The sequence below is a fragment of the Candidatus Rhodoluna planktonica genome (assembly GCF_001854225.1).
Classification (GTDB): Bacteria; Actinomycetota; Actinomycetes; order Actinomycetales; family Microbacteriaceae; genus Rhodoluna; species Rhodoluna planktonica.
This window is the reverse complement of record NZ_CP015208.1, coordinates 999,005-1,014,388: the sequence shown is the minus strand read 5'-3', so window position 1 is coordinate 1,014,388 and position 15,384 is coordinate 999,005. Positions and strand designations below refer to the sequence as shown.

At 53.4% G+C, this 15,384-nt stretch carries 17 protein-coding genes; 9 read left to right on the top strand and 8 right to left on the bottom strand.

The window, feature by feature from the left end; genetic code table 11:
• The first annotated feature begins 5 nt into the window (after positions 1–5).
• From murA to A4Z71_RS05030, 4 genes are read left to right on the top strand one after another with little or no spacing between them, the layout of a single operon-like run.
• Positions 6–1,319 (top strand): UDP-N-acetylglucosamine 1-carboxyvinyltransferase, encoded by a 1,314-nt coding sequence (murA, locus tag A4Z71_RS05045; protein ID WP_070954830.1) that lies wholly within the window; start codon positions 6–8, stop codon positions 1,317–1,319.
• Between the two features lie 29 nt (positions 1,320–1,348).
• On the top strand, positions 1,349–2,107 hold the full coding sequence (locus tag A4Z71_RS05040) for a lysophospholipid acyltransferase family protein (RefSeq protein WP_070955261.1): 759 nt from the start codon (positions 1,349–1,351) through the stop codon (positions 2,105–2,107).
• Positions 2,104–3,108: an NAD(P)H-dependent glycerol-3-phosphate dehydrogenase gene (locus A4Z71_RS05035; protein WP_070954829.1), complete on the top strand. Its 1,005-nt coding sequence runs from the start codon at positions 2,104–2,106 to the stop codon at positions 3,106–3,108. The genes A4Z71_RS05040 and A4Z71_RS05035 overlap by 4 nt, the downstream gene beginning before the upstream one ends.
• Positions 3,108–4,196 (top strand): D-alanine--D-alanine ligase family protein, encoded by a 1,089-nt coding sequence (locus A4Z71_RS05030; RefSeq protein ID WP_070954828.1) that lies wholly within the window; start codon positions 3,108–3,110, stop codon positions 4,194–4,196. The genes A4Z71_RS05035 and A4Z71_RS05030 overlap by 1 nt, the downstream gene beginning before the upstream one ends.
• Here A4Z71_RS05030 and A4Z71_RS05025 read toward each other — a convergent pair.
• Entirely contained in the window at positions 4,164–4,607 is a 444-nt protein-coding gene (locus A4Z71_RS05025) for a DUF3515 family protein (protein ID WP_070954827.1), read from the bottom strand. The two genes, A4Z71_RS05030 and A4Z71_RS05025, sit on opposite strands and share 33 nt — an antisense overlap.
• Before the next feature lie 40 nt (positions 4,608–4,647).
• Between A4Z71_RS05025 and A4Z71_RS05020 the strand changes: the two genes are divergently transcribed.
• Positions 4,648–5,628: a thiamine-phosphate kinase gene (locus tag A4Z71_RS05020; RefSeq protein WP_070954826.1), complete on the top strand. Its 981-nt coding sequence runs from the start codon at positions 4,648–4,650 to the stop codon at positions 5,626–5,628.
• Here A4Z71_RS05020 and dapD read toward each other — a convergent pair.
• Positions 5,625–6,578: a 2,3,4,5-tetrahydropyridine-2,6-dicarboxylate N-succinyltransferase gene (dapD, locus tag A4Z71_RS05015; protein ID WP_070954825.1), complete on the bottom strand. Its 954-nt coding sequence runs from the start codon at positions 6,576–6,578 to the stop codon at positions 5,625–5,627. The two genes, A4Z71_RS05020 and dapD, sit on opposite strands and share 4 nt — an antisense overlap.
• A 30-nt stretch (positions 6,579–6,608) precedes the next feature.
• Between dapD and dapE the strand changes: the two genes are divergently transcribed.
• Both dapE and A4Z71_RS05005 read left to right on the top strand, forming a co-directional pair.
• A complete protein-coding gene (dapE, locus tag A4Z71_RS05010; RefSeq protein ID WP_070954824.1) occupies positions 6,609–7,682 on the top strand; it encodes a succinyl-diaminopimelate desuccinylase in 1,074 nt (357 codons plus the stop codon).
• 120 nt (positions 7,683–7,802) lie between these two features.
• Positions 7,803–7,976 (top strand): DUF3117 domain-containing protein, encoded by a 174-nt coding sequence (locus tag A4Z71_RS05005; RefSeq protein ID WP_070954823.1) that lies wholly within the window; start codon positions 7,803–7,805, stop codon positions 7,974–7,976.
• Between the two features lie 68 nt (positions 7,977–8,044).
• Here the strand turns inward: A4Z71_RS05005 and A4Z71_RS05000 are convergent, their stop codons facing one another.
• Entirely contained in the window at positions 8,045–8,674 is a 630-nt protein-coding gene (locus tag A4Z71_RS05000) for an O-methyltransferase (RefSeq protein WP_070954822.1), read from the bottom strand.
• 72 nt (positions 8,675–8,746) lie between these two features.
• On the opposite strand from A4Z71_RS05000, the gene A4Z71_RS04995 reads away from it, so the two are divergent.
• Positions 8,747–9,082, top strand: a complete 336-nt coding sequence (locus tag A4Z71_RS04995) for a twin-arginine translocase TatA/TatE family subunit (protein WP_070954821.1) — start codon at positions 8,747–8,749, stop codon at positions 9,080–9,082.
• A gap of 4 nt (positions 9,083–9,086) precedes the next feature.
• Here A4Z71_RS04995 and A4Z71_RS04990 read toward each other — a convergent pair whose 3' ends face one another.
• The 4 genes from A4Z71_RS04990 to A4Z71_RS04975 are packed head-to-tail and all read right to left on the bottom strand — an operon-like array spanning position 9,087 to position 13,451.
• Positions 9,087–10,601 (bottom strand): succinic semialdehyde dehydrogenase, encoded by a 1,515-nt coding sequence (locus A4Z71_RS04990; RefSeq protein WP_070954820.1) that lies wholly within the window; start codon positions 10,599–10,601, stop codon positions 9,087–9,089.
• On the bottom strand, positions 10,598–11,692 hold the full coding sequence (locus A4Z71_RS04985) for a P-loop NTPase (RefSeq protein WP_070954819.1): 1,095 nt from the start codon (positions 11,690–11,692) through the stop codon (positions 10,598–10,600). Before A4Z71_RS04985 ends, A4Z71_RS04990 begins: the two co-directional genes overlap by 4 nt.
• Positions 11,689–12,210: a DUF1003 domain-containing protein gene (locus tag A4Z71_RS04980; RefSeq protein ID WP_070954818.1), complete on the bottom strand. Its 522-nt coding sequence runs from the start codon at positions 12,208–12,210 to the stop codon at positions 11,689–11,691. Before A4Z71_RS04980 ends, A4Z71_RS04985 begins: the two co-directional genes overlap by 4 nt.
• Positions 12,210–13,451 (bottom strand): magnesium transporter MgtE N-terminal domain-containing protein, encoded by a 1,242-nt coding sequence (locus tag A4Z71_RS04975; protein ID WP_070954817.1) that lies wholly within the window; start codon positions 13,449–13,451, stop codon positions 12,210–12,212. The genes A4Z71_RS04980 and A4Z71_RS04975 overlap by 1 nt, the downstream gene beginning before the upstream one ends.
• Positions 13,452–13,496: 45 nt before the next feature.
• On the opposite strand from A4Z71_RS04975, the gene A4Z71_RS04970 reads away from it, so the two are divergent.
• Positions 13,497–13,985 carry a YflT domain-containing protein gene (locus tag A4Z71_RS04970; protein WP_084028431.1) on the top strand — a complete coding sequence of 163 codons (489 nt, stop codon included), beginning with the start codon at positions 13,497–13,499 and terminating at the stop codon, positions 13,983–13,985.
• Here the strand turns inward: A4Z71_RS04970 and A4Z71_RS04965 are convergent.
• Positions 13,978–15,372: an aminopeptidase P family protein gene (locus tag A4Z71_RS04965; protein ID WP_070954816.1), complete on the bottom strand. Its 1,395-nt coding sequence runs from the start codon at positions 15,370–15,372 to the stop codon at positions 13,978–13,980. The genes A4Z71_RS04970 and A4Z71_RS04965 overlap by 8 nt on opposite strands.
• Positions 15,373–15,384: the final 12 nt, after the last annotated feature.

Here is a 15,384-nt window from a genome sequence, read left to right as displayed (position 1 = left end):
GTGCAATGAGTCAGATCACCGTTCACGGTGGTAAGCCACTTACCGGACGAGTAGACCTCAAAGGTGCAAAAAACCTGGTCACCAAGGCTATGGTTGCTGCTCTTCTGGGTGAAACTCCGAGCACTCTCAAAGATGTGCCGTTTATCAGCGATGTTGAAATCGTTAGCCGACTGCTGCAGCTGCACGGTGTGAAAATACAGCACTCGCCAGACGGTGAAATGACTCTAGATCCGAGCAACGTGAAGTCGGCACGAATGGTCGACATCGACGCTCACGCCGGCTCATCACGCATCCCCATTTTGTTTTGCGGCCCGCTGCTGCACCAGCTCGGCGAGGCCTTTATCCCCGGCCTTGGAGGTTGCCACATTGGCGATCGCCCAATCGATTTCCACTTTGAAGTACTGCGCAACTTTGGCGCAGTAATCGAAAACCTTGAAAACGGCACACGAATCTCTGCGCCGAAAGGTATAAAAGGTGCCAAAGTTAGGTTGCCGTACCCTTCGGTTGGCGCCACCGAACAGGTTTTGCTCACTGCGGTTCGAGCCGAGGGTGTTACCGAGCTATCGGGTGCCGCTATCGAACCCGAAATTATGGATCTCATTGCCATTCTGCAAAAAATGGGTGCAATTATTTCGGTAGATACCGACCGCGTAATCCGCATCGAGGGCGTCAAAAAGCTCTCCGGTTACACCCACCGTGCTCTGTTTGATCGCAATGAGGCAGCTTCGTGGGCCTGCGCAGCTCTGGCCACCAAGGGCGACATCTTTGTTGGTGGTGCTCGACAGGCCGAAATGATGACTTTCTTGAACGTCTTCCGTAAGGTTGGCGGTGCTTTTGAAATCGAGGATGATGGCATCCGTTTTTATCACCCCGGCGGTGACCTCAAGCCCGTAGTGCTTGAGACCGATGTCCACCCAGGCTTCATGACTGACTGGCAGCAGCCTTTGGTGGTTGCACTGACGCAAGCCAAGGGTCTCTCGATTATTCATGAGACGGTCTACGAAAACCGATTTGGTTTTACCGATGCGCTGGTCGACATGGGTGCTCAAATTCAGATCTACCACGAGTGTCTTGGTGGTACGGCATGCCGATTTGGTCAGCGAAACTTCAATCACTCAGCGGTAATTTCCGGTCCAACAAAATTGCACGCCGCCGACATCCGAGTGCCAGACTTGCGCGGTGGCTTCAGCCACATGGTTGCTGCCTTAGCCGCTGAAGGCACATCAAACGTAACCAATGTTCAGCTGATATCTCGAGGTTACGAGCACTTCTTGCAAAAGCTTGAAGCTTTGGGCGCAGACTTTAGCTACACCGAGTAGCCATGGCCAACAAAAGCAGCGATCTAAAAATGCCGAAGGTAAAAACTTTGGAGCGGCACCCCGTGCTTCGGCTGATTGCCTCAGTACTGATTCCTGTCGTGCGCCTATTGTTCAAGGTGCGACCAATAGGTTTGGAGAAACTACCTAAGACCGGGCCCTACATCCTGGTTGGCAATCACGTTACCAACGTCGATGCTTTGGCGGTTGCCTATTTTGTCTACGTTTACTGCAAGCGAGCACCGCACTTTTTGGCGAAAGAAAGCTTGTTTCGGGTTCCTTTGCTCGGCCGAATTCTCACTGCTGCTGGGCAGATACCGGTTTACCGTTCTGGAAAACGTAACGACGCCCAGATGGCAGCCGCCAACGCATACCTAAACTCTGGCCACTCAATTGCCATCTTTCCTGAGGGGACTCTGACCCGCGATCCTAACTTTTGGCCTATGCGTGGAAAGACTGGAGCGGTTCGTTTAGCCCTCGATACCGGTGTGCCGATTTATCCAATTGGGCAGTGGGGTAGCGAAAAGGTTATGCCTCAGTACGGTGCCAAATTTAGGCCGGGTTTTTGGAAGCCCGTTGACATCCTGGTGGGCGATGAGATTGACCTATCCAGGTTTAGAAAAAATCAATTGACCCCGCCAGAGCTTTATGAAGCTACCGAGATAGTGATGAAAGAAATCACCAAATTGGTAGCCCAGTTGCGACAGGAAGAACCGCCCGCGAAGCTTTGGGACCCGGTCAGTGCTGGCCAGCCGGTCACCGGAAACTTCAAGAAAGCTAATCACAAATGACCAAAATCGCGGTGCTGGGCGCGGGCAGTTGGGGCACAACCTTTGCCAAGGTTTTGGCCGATAACCCTGCCAATAAAGTGACTTTGTGGGCCAGAAGAGCAGATGTGGCCGATGAAATAAATCTAGATCACCGCAACGGCGATTACTTGCCCGGAGTATCGCTACCGATCTCACTGACAGCAACAACCTCGGTTGAAAAGGCGCTAGCCAATGCAGAACAGGTTTACCTCTCGGTGCCGGCCCAGACTCTGCGAGCAAATTTGCAGGAGTGGGGCGAATACTTGCCCAAGTCGGCCATCTTGGTCAGCCTAATGAAAGGTGTTGAAAAAGACACCGGATTGCGAATGAGTGAGGTTATTCAGCAGGTAACCGCATTTGACCCAGCGCAAATTGCAGTCATTTCAGGACCAAACCTGGCACTTGAAATCGCAGCCGAGCAACCAGCCGCATCGGTTGCGGCTTCAGCAGACAAGAACACTGCCTCTGCTGTGGCTTCGGCGGCATCTAACGAATACTTCACCACCTTCACCAACACCGATGTAATTGGCACCGAATTCGGCGGAATTCTGAAAAATCTGATTGCTGTTGCCATCGGAATCGTCAACGGTGTTGGCTACGGTGAAAACACCAAAGCGTCGATTATGACCCGAGGATTGGCCGAGATTTCTAGGTTTGCGGTTGCCTACGGCGCAAAACCAAACACAATGGTTGGTCTTGCCGGCTTGGGTGACCTTATCGCCACTTCAGAATCGCCGCTGTCGCGCAATCACAAAGCCGGCGAAATGTTGGGTAAGGGCTATACCCTCCGCGAGGTTCTCAAGCGCATGTCGCAGACTGCCGAGGGGTTATCCTCAGTGGCTCCGGTTTTGCAGTTGGCCGCCGAGAAAAATGTCAAAATGCCAATTGTTGAGCAAGTTCAACTGGTGTTGCTGGGACAACTTGATCCGCGCGATATTGCGCCGCATCTAACCCACGAGACTGATGGGCCACAGGGCGAATAATGACAAAAATTCGAGTCGGTCTGCTGTTCGGTGGCAAGTCAAGCGAGCACTCAATTTCCTGCGCTACGGCGGCGGGCGTGATGTCAGCAATCGACCGAGAAAAGTACGAGTTGGTTCCCATCGGCATCACTCGAGATGGTCAATTTGTGCCGGCTATAGCCGACGCTGAGCATTGGGCACTGCGCAAGGGCGAGTTGGCTGAAGTCGAGTATGCCGGCGAAAAAATCGAATTTGCTCTCGACGGTTCGCGCGAAATTTTTCTTGTTTCAGCCACGCGACGCGAAAGTCTAGGAATCCTCGATGTTGTCTTTCCGGTGCTGCACGGCCCTAATGGCGAAGATGGCACGATGCAGGGCTTTTTAGAGCTCTGCTCGCTGCCCTATGTTGGCAACGGCGTTTTCGCCTCGGCTGCCGGCATGGACAAAGAATTTACCAAGGCGCTGTTTCAGGCGGCCAATATTCCGGTAACTGACCACGTGGTGGTCCACCAGCAAAAATGGTTGACAGACCCCGAATCCGTTCTCGAGCAACTCAGAACACTCGGCTCTTTGCCGCTGTTCGTCAAGCCTGCGCGGGCTGGCTCTTCAATGGGTGTCTCCAAGGTAAAAAACTGGGATGAAGTTCCGGTCGCGTTTGATTTGGCTTTCGGTGAAGACAACAAACTTGTGGTCGAGCGCGCAGTTGTCGGTCGAGAAGTTGAATGCGCTGTTCTCGAATCTCAGGGTAACCAAAAACCCAGAGTCTCAGTTGCCGGTGAAATTGTGGTGCACGGCCGGGAATTTTACGATTTTGATGCCAAGTACCAGGATGAAGCCTCGGTTGATCTGATCATCCCGGCTGAAATTTCACCCGACCAGCTGAAAGAAATGCAGCAGATAGCCCGGCGGGCATTTTTAGCCCTGGGTTGTTCTGGCCTCGCCCGAGTTGATTTCTTTCTGACCGAAAACGGTTTTCTGGTGAACGAGGTAAACACCATGCCGGGATTTACGCCACTTTCGATGTTTCCCAGCCTGTGGCAGCACTCCGGAATCGCCTACCCTGAACTAATCGACGAGCTAATTAGTTTGGCACTGCGCCGTAGCCGGTAAAAACTGCATCAGGGGAGCGAGTTGATCTAAAACGCTCACTCCGGATACCTGGGTTGAGTCGACGATAACCTCGGTTGCCGGGCTACGTCCAAAAGTTATGAATCGGTATGTAGGGGCCGCGGATTCATCAATCAGCCAATCAACATCTCCGGCAGTGACACAGGGAAGTTGGCTGACCGTGACCGGTTCGAGCCCGCAGCGCAGAATCACGGCAGCAGGGTCACCCCAGGCGGCGGTTGACTGGGCATTGGTTGTTCGACGATCTTCGCCCACCAGTTGGTCACCCAAGCGAACGATCACCTCGGCGCAGGCTGGATCGTTCGCACCAACTGCGCTTTCCAGTGCGATTGGTGCCGAGCATCCGCTTAGTAGCAACGCGGTAACCATCAATAGCAGGGCTGATTTCTTCATCGAAACAAGGCTACAGCACCAAAATCGAGGGTATTTTTAGATGGTGATCCAAGACCAAACTATTGCCGACCTAGGCGAAATTGAGAGCCTTAAACGCTGCGTTAGCCGCCTAAATTCTGGTGATTTCACCAAAGTCGGCTCCGGTGACGATGCGGCTTTGATTGCCACCACCGACAATTCTTTCGTGGTCACGACCGACACCATGATCGAACACCACGATTTCAGACTTGACTGGTCTTCGGCGTTCGACCTGGGTTTTAAAGCCGTTGCCAGCAACATCGCTGATGTGGCGGCCATGGGTGCCCGTCCGACTGCATTGGTAGTGGCCATCGCCCTGCCGGGGCACACTCCGGTGAGTTGGCTAGAGTCGTTTGCCGACGGCCTGCGCGCGGGTTGCGAGCAACTGTCACCGGGTTGCGCTGTGGTTGGCGGTGACTTAGCCGCGGCCGAGCAGGTATTCATTGCTGTGACCGCACACGGTCAACTTGAGGGCCGAAGCCCGGTGCTGCGCAGCGGTGCCAAAGTGGGCGATCAGGTCGCTGTGGCTGGCACTTTGGGGCGCGCTGCTGCTGGGTTAGCTCTGCTGCAATCCGGCAACCAGGATGCCATCAACGCCTACGACGACTGGGTAAATTTCCAGTTGCGACCACAACCACCCATATCTCTGGGTATTGCCGCAGCTGAAGCGGGCGCAACCGCCATGCTGGATATCTCTGACGGCCTCTCAAGGGATGCCGGCAGGATCGCAAAAGCCTCTTCGGTCACGGTGCAGTTTGACTCTTTGGCGCTGAGCGGTTACGCGGCAATCCTCGAGGAAGCAGCCCGCGCTATCGAAGCCGATGAAAAAATCTGGGTTCTGCACGGGGGAGAAGACCATTCACTGCTGGCCACATTTGCGCCAGACGCTGTTTTGCCCCGCGGTTTCAAGCGCATCGGCACAGTTTTAGAGCAGGGTGCTGCTGCAGTCTTGCTTGACGATGAGCCTCTGCAAACGCAAAGTTGGGATTCGGTTCGCGGTTAGGCGTGCAACACGCTGTTGAGTGTTACCCCGGCACCTGATCGGGGGAGAACCTCGACCCGACCGGTTACTGAGTTTCGGCGGAATAGCAGGTTTGGAACGCCGGAGAGTTCAACCGCCTTCACCGAACGCTCTTGGCTGCCCTCGATGATGGTTACCTTGGTGCCCGCAGTTACATAAAGACCAGCCTCAACAACACTGTCATCGCCGATTGAGATGCCAACTCCCGAGTTTGCTCCCAGCAGTGCCCGGGCTCCAATTTTCACTCGCTCTCTGCCGCCACCGGAAAGCGTGCCCATAATTGATGCTCCGCCGCCAACGTCGCTGCCATCGCCGATCACAACACCTTGAGAAATGCGTCCTTCAACCATTGAACTGCCGAGTGTTCCAGCGTTGAAGTTGACAAAACCCTCGTGCATGATTGTTGTCCCAGGGCTCAGATGAGCACCAAGTCGCACCCGAGAGGCATCGGCAATACGCACTTTTTTCGGAGTAACGTAGTCGACCAGTCGGGGAAATTTATCGATTGCGTAGACCGAGATGCCAGCTCGAGTCAAAGCCGGACGCAAAGTTTCGAGGTCTTCTAAGGCAACTGGGCCAACATTGGTGAACGCAACAATCGGCAAATTCGGAATCAAACCTTCGAGATTTATAGTGTTCGGCTGCACCAAAAGATGTGACAGCAGGTGAAGGCGCAGGTAGGCGTCAGCTGTAGAAGCAACCGGTTGGGTTAGGTCAATTTCGGTGCGCAGCCATTGAATCGACACTCGGCGCCGAGCATCCTCGCCCACCAGTGCATCCAGTTCTTTAGGAACCACCCAAAGCGAATCGTCAGTTGGGGCGGCACCCAGAATTGGATTCGGATACCAAACATCGAGAACTTGGCCGTTAGCGGCCACCGTTGCTAAACCATGGCCCCAGGCCTTTGAATCGATGAACGCTGCTTCAGTCATAGCTTCAAGGTTAACAGTTAGGCTCGTATAGTGACCGAACTAAACCTAGAAGCCGACGTTGTTGAGCTAACTCGCGACATTTGCGACATCGAATCTGTTTCGGGAAACGAGCGTGAACTAGCCGACGCGATCGAAGCAGCCCTGAAAAAGTATTCTCACCTTGAGGTTATTAGAGACGCGGACGCCATCATCGCCAAAACAAACCTTGGCAAAGCTTCTAGAGTAATCATCGCCGGGCACATTGATACCGTGCCGGTTGCAGAAAACCTGCCGGTTCAGCTGCTATCTATGGAGCGTGAGCAGGTGTTGTGGGGTCGCGGCACGGTCGACATGAAAGCAGGTGTCGCTGTCCAATTGAAATTGGCTGCCACCATAGTTGAGCCCAACGTAGACGTCACCTGGGTTTTTTATGACCACGAGGAAGTAGATGCTGCGCTGAATGGCCTAGGCCGAATCGCGCGCAACCAACCGCAACTGTTGCAAGCCGACTTCGCTGTACTCTGTGAGCCAACCGCAGCCGAGTTAGAGGGTGGCTGTAACGGCACCCTTCGCATTGAACTTCGCACCACAGGCGTTAAAGCACACTCTGCTCGTCCCTGGATGGGCAAAAATGCCATCCACGATCTGGCTGGTGCCCTGCAAATATTGGCTGATTACCAACCTCAAACCATTACGGTGGATGGCCTTGACTATCGTGAAAGCCTTAATGCTGTGCTGGTCAGTGGCGGTATCGCCAGCAACGTCATTCCCGATGAGGCACTGCTCACCATCAACTATCGATTCGCACCCAATAAGACCGCGGTTGAAGCCGGCAACTACATCATCGAACTGTTCAAAGATTTTTCGGTGGAAATTGTTGATGCCGCCGATGGCGCCCGCCCGGGGCTTGACCGACCCGAAGCGCAAGCATTTTTGGCAGCTACCAAAACTAAACCGCGGCCAAAATACGGCTGGACCGATGTTGCTCGATTCACCGCCTTGGGCATCCCAGCGGTAAATTACGGCCCAGGAGACCCAAACAAAGCCCACGCCGATGACGAAAATGTCCCGGTGAGTCAGATTTACGCTTGCGAAAGCGGTTTGCGCGATTGGCTAACCGCTTAGTTTCAACCCGGGTGATTTCAGTCCAGGCAAAAATTATTAAACATTTCTGTTATCGGCCCCTTTTGCTCGTGGGATAATGGAAGTTCTGGCAAATATGCCAACAAATCAAGGAGTTTCCCAATGGCAGCAATGAAGCCACGGACCGGCGACGGACCCATGGAGGCAGAACGTGAGCCTCGAGGTCTAATCGTTTTGCGTGTGCCTCTTGAGGGCGGTGGGCGTTTGGTCGTCTCGGTTAACGAGGAAGAGGCCAAGAACCTACACAGCGTTCTTGAGGGCGTAATTAAGAAATAGCCTAAAAAATAAAGCCGGCCTTTGCCGGCTTTATTTTTTTGCCCAAATTTCAGACTTTAGAACAAAACCTAGACTCGCTTGCTAGCCAGCAGCAAGCCATCGCCAATCGGTAACAGCGCCGTGACAAAGTCTTCGTTTACTTTGAAGTAACGCAGGATGTCGCGGTGGACCGAGGTCGCTTCATCGCGCATTGCGGGATCTGGCACGCGATCACGCCAAAGTGCGTGAGAAATAGCAACCACTCCGTGTGGCCGCAGCAATCGAACTGCTTCGCGCAATTGGTCTTCGAGAGTCTCACGGTCAGCATCTAGAAAAACCAGGTCGTAGGCAGAGTCGGCCATGTTAGACATGACGTCAACCGCTTTTCCTGAGATTACACGCGTGCGATTGGTCGCTATTTTGGCATCGCTGAATGCCTTTTTTGCAGCGGATTGGTTGTCGGTATCGCTGTCGATTGTGGCTAAAACAGCCTGGCTCGAAGCTTGCAGCAGCCACAATCCGCTAACGCCGGTTCCGGTACCCACCTCGACAATTGCCTTGGCGCCCATGGCGCTGACCAAAAGTGCCAGTTGCGCGCCGGTAGCCGCGGTAATGCATTCGACACCGAGTTCCTCGGCACGTGCTCTAGCTGCGCGAATAACCTCGCTTTCGACAGCGAACTCTTCGGTGTACTTCCAGCTCGAAATTTTGTCGACCATTGTCACTCCTCGCCAAAAGCATAAGCCTTCGGATTGGTCAAGGTCGGGTATATCTCGCGATAACATGAAACGGTGTTTGGACTTAGTGGCGAGAAACTTCTCATCCTCGGCTTAATTGCCGTTTTTATCTTGGGCCCGAACCGTCTGCCTTACTACTCGCAGCAGTTGGCGAAATTCATCAAATCGGCTAAACGCATGGCCGATAACGCCAAGGGTCAGCTCGAGAGTGAAATCGGTCAAGAAGTTGATTGGAAAAAACTTGATCCAAGACAGTACGATCCTCGACGCATTATTCGGGACGCTCTAGCCGAAGACATCAACCTAAATTCAACAGCTAAGCCGGCTTCAAAACCAGTTCAAAAACTTGCTCCGGGCGAAGCCGCGCCGTTTGACAACGAAGCAACCTAAAGTTTTAGCGCCAGTATTTCAGCAGTAGGCGCATAAGTGGTGCCAAAGTCTTGTACTGGGCAGCCCGGTACGGCAATTTAATCGGCCCACGCGAGATGCCAATACTCTTTGCCTCGGTGTATTTCAGCAAACCAGCCGGGCCATTTCTTCGGCCCAGGCCAGAAGCTTTCATGCCTCCCATCGGCGACTCCATTGACGCAAAGCTGGCACGGAACCCTTCGTTGATGTTCACGCTGCCAGCGGACAGTTTCTCGGCTACCGCTAGTGCTTCACGCTCATCTCCCACCACGGATGCGTTGAGACCGTATTCGGTGTCGTTTGCTTGAGCGATGGCATCTTCAACTCGGTCAAAACCAGTCACGCTAATTACCGGCCCGAATGTCTCAGCCTTGAAAAGGTTGGCATCTTCGGTCACATCGGTAAGCACAGTTGGTGCATAGAAATGTGGCCCAAGCTGAGGCAGTGCTTTTCCGCCAGAGATAATCTTGGCGCCCTTGGCGGTAGCATCCGCGACAAAACCGGATACTCGATTCAATTGCGCTTCGCCAGTCAACGAACCGACATCCATGCTGAAGTCGTTTGAGACGCCAATTTGAAACTGGTCGAGTTTTGAACTGATGGCCCTTAAAAACTCAGCTTTGATTGCATTGGCTACAAATACACGTTCTATTGAGACGCAGAGTTGGCCAGCTGAGCCGACTGCGCCGGCGATGGCGATTTCGGCAGCTCGCGAAACATCGGCACTCTCAAGCACAATCATCGGGTTTTTGCCGCCCAATTCAAGCGAAACCCCAATTAGTCGACCGGCAGCTCGTTGGGCCACAATTCTTCCGGTCGCGGTTGACCCGGTGAAGGCCACGTAGTCGACGCTATCAACAATTGCATTTCCCACCTCGGCCGCCGGACCGGTGACAATTTGCCAGCAATTTTCTGGGATGCCAGCGGTAATTGCCAGACTGCGAGCAAATAAAGCGGTCAGAGCCGTTTGATTGTCTGCTTTTTGTAAAACGGTATTGCCGGCCACCAATGCGGGAACCACATCGAGCATGGTGAGCGCGAGTGGATAGTTCCAAGGAGTAATCACACCAACTACGCCGATTGGCTCATGCCGAACATAGGTTTTTGTAAGCAGTGGAACACCCGGTTTAGTTCGGGTTGGGGCCAAGGTCTTTTTTGCAATCGAGGCGTAATAGCTAACCGGGGTTACCGCTCCCAGATATTCTTCAAAGGCGTGGGCTCGAGACTTGCCAGTCTCAAGTTGCAATAGGTCGAGCAGTTTATTTTCGTTGGCTAAGACCAGCTTGTGCCAGCGCTTCAAGATCTCAACGCGATCGGCAACCGAAGTTGCGGCCCAGTCTTTCGATGCATGCGAAGCCAATTGGAATTTTTCTAAAACCTGCGCGGCAGTGTGCTGCGGAAGTTGATAGGTAATTTTCCCGGTTGCGGGGTTCTTCACCGCTATTGATTCAGCGGTGTTGCCAAGATGGGAAACTAATTGACTGATTCCTGAGTTGCTCACAGGCTAACTCTAAGCCGTTTTCCAACCAGTCCGATTGGCTCGCTACTCATTTTTTTAGCCAAGTCCAAGATTGCTTTTGCTGCGGCATCATGCGGGTTAGCCAAGACAACGGGTTTTCCTAAATCTGAGCCTTCGCGCAAGGCCATGCTGAGCGGAATTTGGGCAACTACGGCCACCGGCTCACCAGTAAGTTCGCTCAACGATTTAGCCACGGCAGCTCCGCCACCGGCTCCAAAAAGCTCAAGGCGTTCACCATTTGGTTGTTCTAGCCAAGCCATATTTTCGATCACACCAAAGACTTTTTGGCCGGTTTGCAAACCTACTGAACCGCTGCGAACAGCAACATCGGCCGCAGCACTCTGCGGTGTGGTCACCACGATAGATTTTGCCGTGGGTAATTGCTGTCCGATGCTGATGGCAACATCTCCGGTGCCGGGTGGTAGGTCAACCAGTAGAAAATCTAAATCGCCCCAGTGAACGTCAATCAAGAACTGTTCGACAGCTCGATGAAGCATCGGGCCGCGCCAGGCAATCGGTTGATTCGTGTCAACAAACATGCCAATTGAAATGACCTTCACCGCGTGTTCGCCGTTTTCGAAAACGGGGGGCAAAATCATGTCATCGACCCGAGTCGGTTTCGCGGTCAAGCCCAACTGTCCCGGAATTGAAAAGCCAAAAATATCAGCGTCGATTAGACCAACGCGATGACCCAACTGAGCTAGAGCAACAGCCAAATTTGCAGTGACCGATGATTTACCGACACCGCCTTTGCCAGATCCAATCAGAAAAATTCTGGTGAGTGATTCGCGGTCAAAGGGATTTACCCGAGCGGCTCGGCCGTTTCGCAGTTTTGTTTTGAGTTCTTCTCGTTCGGCGGCCGTCATCACAGACATTTGAATATCGAGATCAAATTGGCTCAGCGCGGCGCGAACATCGGCTTCAATTCGGTTAGCTGCCGGGCATCCGGCAACGGTGAGTTTTACGGTTACTTTGCGGTCGCTGAACTCAACCATGTTGAGCTCGGTAATCGGTAACCGAAGTTCAGGATCGATGACAGTAGACAGCGCGGAAAATACTTCAGTTGCGCTCATTTGCCTTTTTTGCCGTTTTTACTTTCGCTAACATCGCCGCGAAGTTCTTCTAAAAGGTCACGCATGGATGATCGCAATTCGTCTCGAACAAAATCTTGTGTGGCCATCTCCTCTAAGGCCAGGCGAAGCGCGACAACCTCGCGAGCCAAGTATTCGGTGTCCGCCAAGTTACGCTCTGCACGTTGCCGGTCTTGCTCAAACTTCACTCGGTCTCGGTCATCCTGTCGATTTTGAGCGAGCAGAATTAGCGGTGCTGCGTATGAGGCTTGCATCGAGAGAATTAGGGTGAGCAGCGTGAAGTTCAGGCCGCGTGGGTCGAATTGAGCTGCTTCGGGCGCCAGAGTGTTCCAGGTAAGCCAAACGGCAATAATCACCGTCATCCAAATAAGAAATGCACCGGTGCCCATTGCCCGAGCAAAGGCCTCAGATGCGCGCCCAAACCGCTCGCGGTCGATTCCGATTTTTGGAACAAAGCGTTCACGCTTGCGCAGAGGCGCGTCTAGGCGGTTTTTTGCCATTAGCGAGCCTCCTCGTCGGTTCTCCAGTCATCGGGCAAAAGGTGATCTAAAACGTCATCCACGGTAACCACACCAATTAGACGATTTTCTTTATCGACTACCGGCAAGGCAACCAAGTTGTAGTTCGCCAAGAGGCGGTGGATTTCTTTGATATGGGTATCTGACGACACCGGCTCAAGTTCGGTGTCCAGCAACGACCCTAGTCGTTCATGGGGCGGATAGCGAAGCATTTTTTGGAAATGGACCACACCCAGATAGCGACCGGTTGCCGTTTCATAAGGGGGCAGGGTGACGAATACGCTGGCGGCCAAAACCGGTGCCACCTCTTTGCGGCGAATCAAGGCCATTGCCTCAGCAACGGTAGCGTCGGCAGCACAGATGATCGGCTCCGTGGTCATCAGACCACCCGCGGTGAATTCATCGAATTGCATCAGCATTCGAATGTCTTCAGCTTCTTCTTCGTCCATCAGTTCAAGAATTGCCTCGGTGCGTTCCTCGGGAAGGTTTGCCATCAGGTCGGCGGCATCATCTGGTTCCATCAGGTCAAGAACTTCAGCGGCACGTTCGTCATCAAGTTCTTGAATGATGTCGATTTGCTCATCTTCGGGAAGCTCTTCGAGCAAATCAGCCAGGCGCTCGTCATCGAGTTCTTCGGCAACCTCAAGCATTCGCTCGTCGGGGAGGTCCATCAGTGCCGAAGCCAAGTCAGCTGGGCGCAAATCTGAATAGGTTGCCAGCAATTGCTGTGCACTCTGGTTTTCATCACCCTTGGCCTGTTCCCGAACAAGATCCCAGGCGGCAAATAAGGTTGCCCCGCGCGCGAAGGGCGAGGTTGAAGTTTTCGGTCTTCTCAAAAATAGTTCTGAAACCAGCCAGTCGCGATTTTTGCTTAGTTCAATCGCCAAATCTTCAATCGAAGCTTCGCCGGAACCGTCGACTAGTTGAACCTTGCGGCCCAACATTTCAGCAATGACTCGAACTTCTTGGCCACGCTGGGTGAAACGTCTGAGGTCAATTAGTCCGGTGGTAATTACCTGACCTGGGGCTATCGAGGTAACTCGACTAATCGGGACAAAAACTCTGCGTCGCCCAGTAATTTCGACCAACATGCCGGTAGCTTTTGGAGCACCCGATTTTCGGTAGGCCACTAGTAGGTCGATGACCTTACCTACGCGGTCACCTGCTGGGTCAAAGACACCGCAGCCTGCCAATCTGGCCACGAAAACTCTAGTTGCGCTCACCCTACAACCTTAGACGAGTGCCGAACCCCGTGCCAGAATGAGAGGGTGAACAAAAGAAGTCCAAATCAACCAGCCGCAGCACTGCCAACCGGTGAGGTAATCGCAGAGTTTTCTGACTACGCCGCCGCCGTTGCCTATGTCGACAAGCTCATCAAGCAAGAGTTTCCTGCGGGGGCAATTGCCATTGTCGGCAAAGATTTGCGCACCGTAGAACGCGTGCGCGGCAAGCTTTCGTACGCGCGTTTAGCTGTGGCCGGCGCCAGCACCGGTGCTTGGCTGGGCTTGATTATCGGCATATTGTTCACCTCAGACCCCACTGCCAGCGCCAGTGTTGCCTTGCAGGGCGTAATGCAGGCGGTCATCATGGGTGCCGGTATCGGCATGCTTTTCAACGTGGTCAGATTTAGCCTCACCAAAAATAAACGCAGTTGGATTTCCCAGTCGCAGGTTGTTGCCGCCAACTACCAAGTTCAGGTGCCGACAGATATGGCGAACGATGCAAAAGCTAAAGCGTCTGCAACCGAGACTATTTAGTCAGCAGCGAGTTCATCCAATTTTCAATGTCGGTGGCTGCGCGGGGCAGTGCTGCCGATAGGTTTTCTGCACCGGTTTCGGTAACCAGGATGTCGTCTTCGATGCGCACACCGATGCCGCGAAATTCTGCCGGCACCAATTCGTCATCTGGTTGGAAATAAAGACCGGGCTCGATGGTAAAGACCATGCCTGGTTTCAACTCTGCATCCAGGTACATTTCCGCTCTGGCCTGGGCGCAGTCGTGCACGTCCATCCCGAGGTGGTGGCTGGTGCCATGCACCATCCAGCGTCGATGAAATTGTTTTTCAGGCTTTAGCGACTCTTCGGCGCTAACCGGTAGCAAGCCCCACTCAGCAGTTTTTGCAGCGATAACTTTCATTGCCGCGGCGTGTACCTCACGAAACCTAATACCCGGACGAACCACCGCGAAGGCGGCATCAGCAGCCTCGAGCACCGCCTCGTAAATCATTCTCTGGATCGGCGAATAGGTACCTGAAATCGGCAGTGTTCGGGTTATGTCAGCCGTGTAGTGCGATTCAAGCTCCACTCCGGCATCGACCAAAATCAGGTCATCGTTCTTGGTTTCACCATCATTGATAATCCAGTGCAAAATGCAGGCGTGCTCGCCCGCGGCGGCAATCGTTTCATAGCCGAGATCGTGCCCAAATTCGCGCGCAGCACTAAAAAATGCTGTTTCAACCACGCGCTCACCCCGTTTTGAAGCCACGGCTGTCGGCAAGCAAGAAACCACACGCTCAAAGCCGATGATCGATTTGTCGACTGCTTGGCGCATCTCGGCGATTTCGAATTCATCTTTGATCAAACGCAATTCGGAGACAAATTCGGCAAGTTTTTCGTCGTCGAGGTCCAAGGCCTGATCTAAGCCCGGCCAGGTTTCCAGCTCTGCCAAATCACGAGTTTCAAGTGCTAGAGACTTTGACACGGCCACCAAATTTGGTCTGGCGCCAACCCAGAATTCACCGATGGCCGAGTTTGCAAAAAATTCCTCAGAGCTTCGATCTGCAGTGGGTCTGAAAAACAGAACGGATTCGCCCTTTGGGGTGATCAGTAAAACTGATCCGGGAACTGTTTGTGCACCCCAACCGGTCAGGTGACTGAATGCTGAGTGCGGGCGATACCGATATTCGGTGTCGTTTGATCGCGTTTTCGTTTCCCCGGCGTCAATTCGAATTAGGCGATCGGGAAAAGCGTTGTGAACTGACTTCCGACGAGCTTGGGCAAAATCTGCAACTGGCCAAGCGCTGATCTCGACGCTGGGGCGATTGGCCCAGCCTGAAGAGATGTAGCTCAAAAATTCGGCGCTGTGCGGTGTTCGAGAACGGTTACTGTTGCGTTCTTCGCGCTGCTGTTCAGTTGAGTCAGTCATTCCCCAATTCTG

What these genes read in the sequence shown, in the direction of transcription:
- murA (WP_070954830.1), top strand. Translation starts at nt 6, where the DNA reads ATGAGTCAGATCACCGTTCACGGTGGTAAGCCACTTACCGGACGAGTA.
- A4Z71_RS05040 (WP_070955261.1), top strand. Translation starts at nt 1,349, where the DNA reads ATGCCGAAGGTAAAAACTTTGGAGCGGCACCCCGTGCTTCGGCTGATT.
- A4Z71_RS05035 (WP_070954829.1), top strand. Translation starts at nt 2,104, where the DNA reads ATGACCAAAATCGCGGTGCTGGGCGCGGGCAGTTGGGGCACAACCTTT.
- A4Z71_RS05030 (WP_070954828.1), top strand. Translation starts at nt 3,108, where the DNA reads ATGACAAAAATTCGAGTCGGTCTGCTGTTCGGTGGCAAGTCAAGCGAG.
- A4Z71_RS05025 (WP_070954827.1), bottom strand. Translation starts at nt 4,607, where the DNA reads ATGAAGAAATCAGCCCTGCTATTGATGGTTACCGCGTTGCTACTAAGC.
- A4Z71_RS05020 (WP_070954826.1), top strand. Translation starts at nt 4,648, where the DNA reads ATGGTGATCCAAGACCAAACTATTGCCGACCTAGGCGAAATTGAGAGC.
- dapD (WP_070954825.1), bottom strand. Translation starts at nt 6,578, where the DNA reads ATGACTGAAGCAGCGTTCATCGATTCAAAGGCCTGGGGCCATGGTTTA.
- A4Z71_RS05005 (WP_070954823.1), top strand. Translation starts at nt 7,803, where the DNA reads ATGGCAGCAATGAAGCCACGGACCGGCGACGGACCCATGGAGGCAGAA.
- A4Z71_RS05000 (WP_070954822.1), bottom strand. Translation starts at nt 8,674, where the DNA reads ATGGTCGACAAAATTTCGAGCTGGAAGTACACCGAAGAGTTCGCTGTC.
- A4Z71_RS04985 (WP_070954819.1), bottom strand. Translation starts at nt 11,692, where the DNA reads ATGAGCGCAACTGAAGTATTTTCCGCGCTGTCTACTGTCATCGATCCT.
- A4Z71_RS04980 (WP_070954818.1), bottom strand. Translation starts at nt 12,210, where the DNA reads ATGGCAAAAAACCGCCTAGACGCGCCTCTGCGCAAGCGTGAACGCTTT.
- A4Z71_RS04965 (WP_070954816.1), bottom strand. Translation starts at nt 15,372, where the DNA reads ATGACTGACTCAACTGAACAGCAGCGCGAAGAACGCAACAGTAACCGT.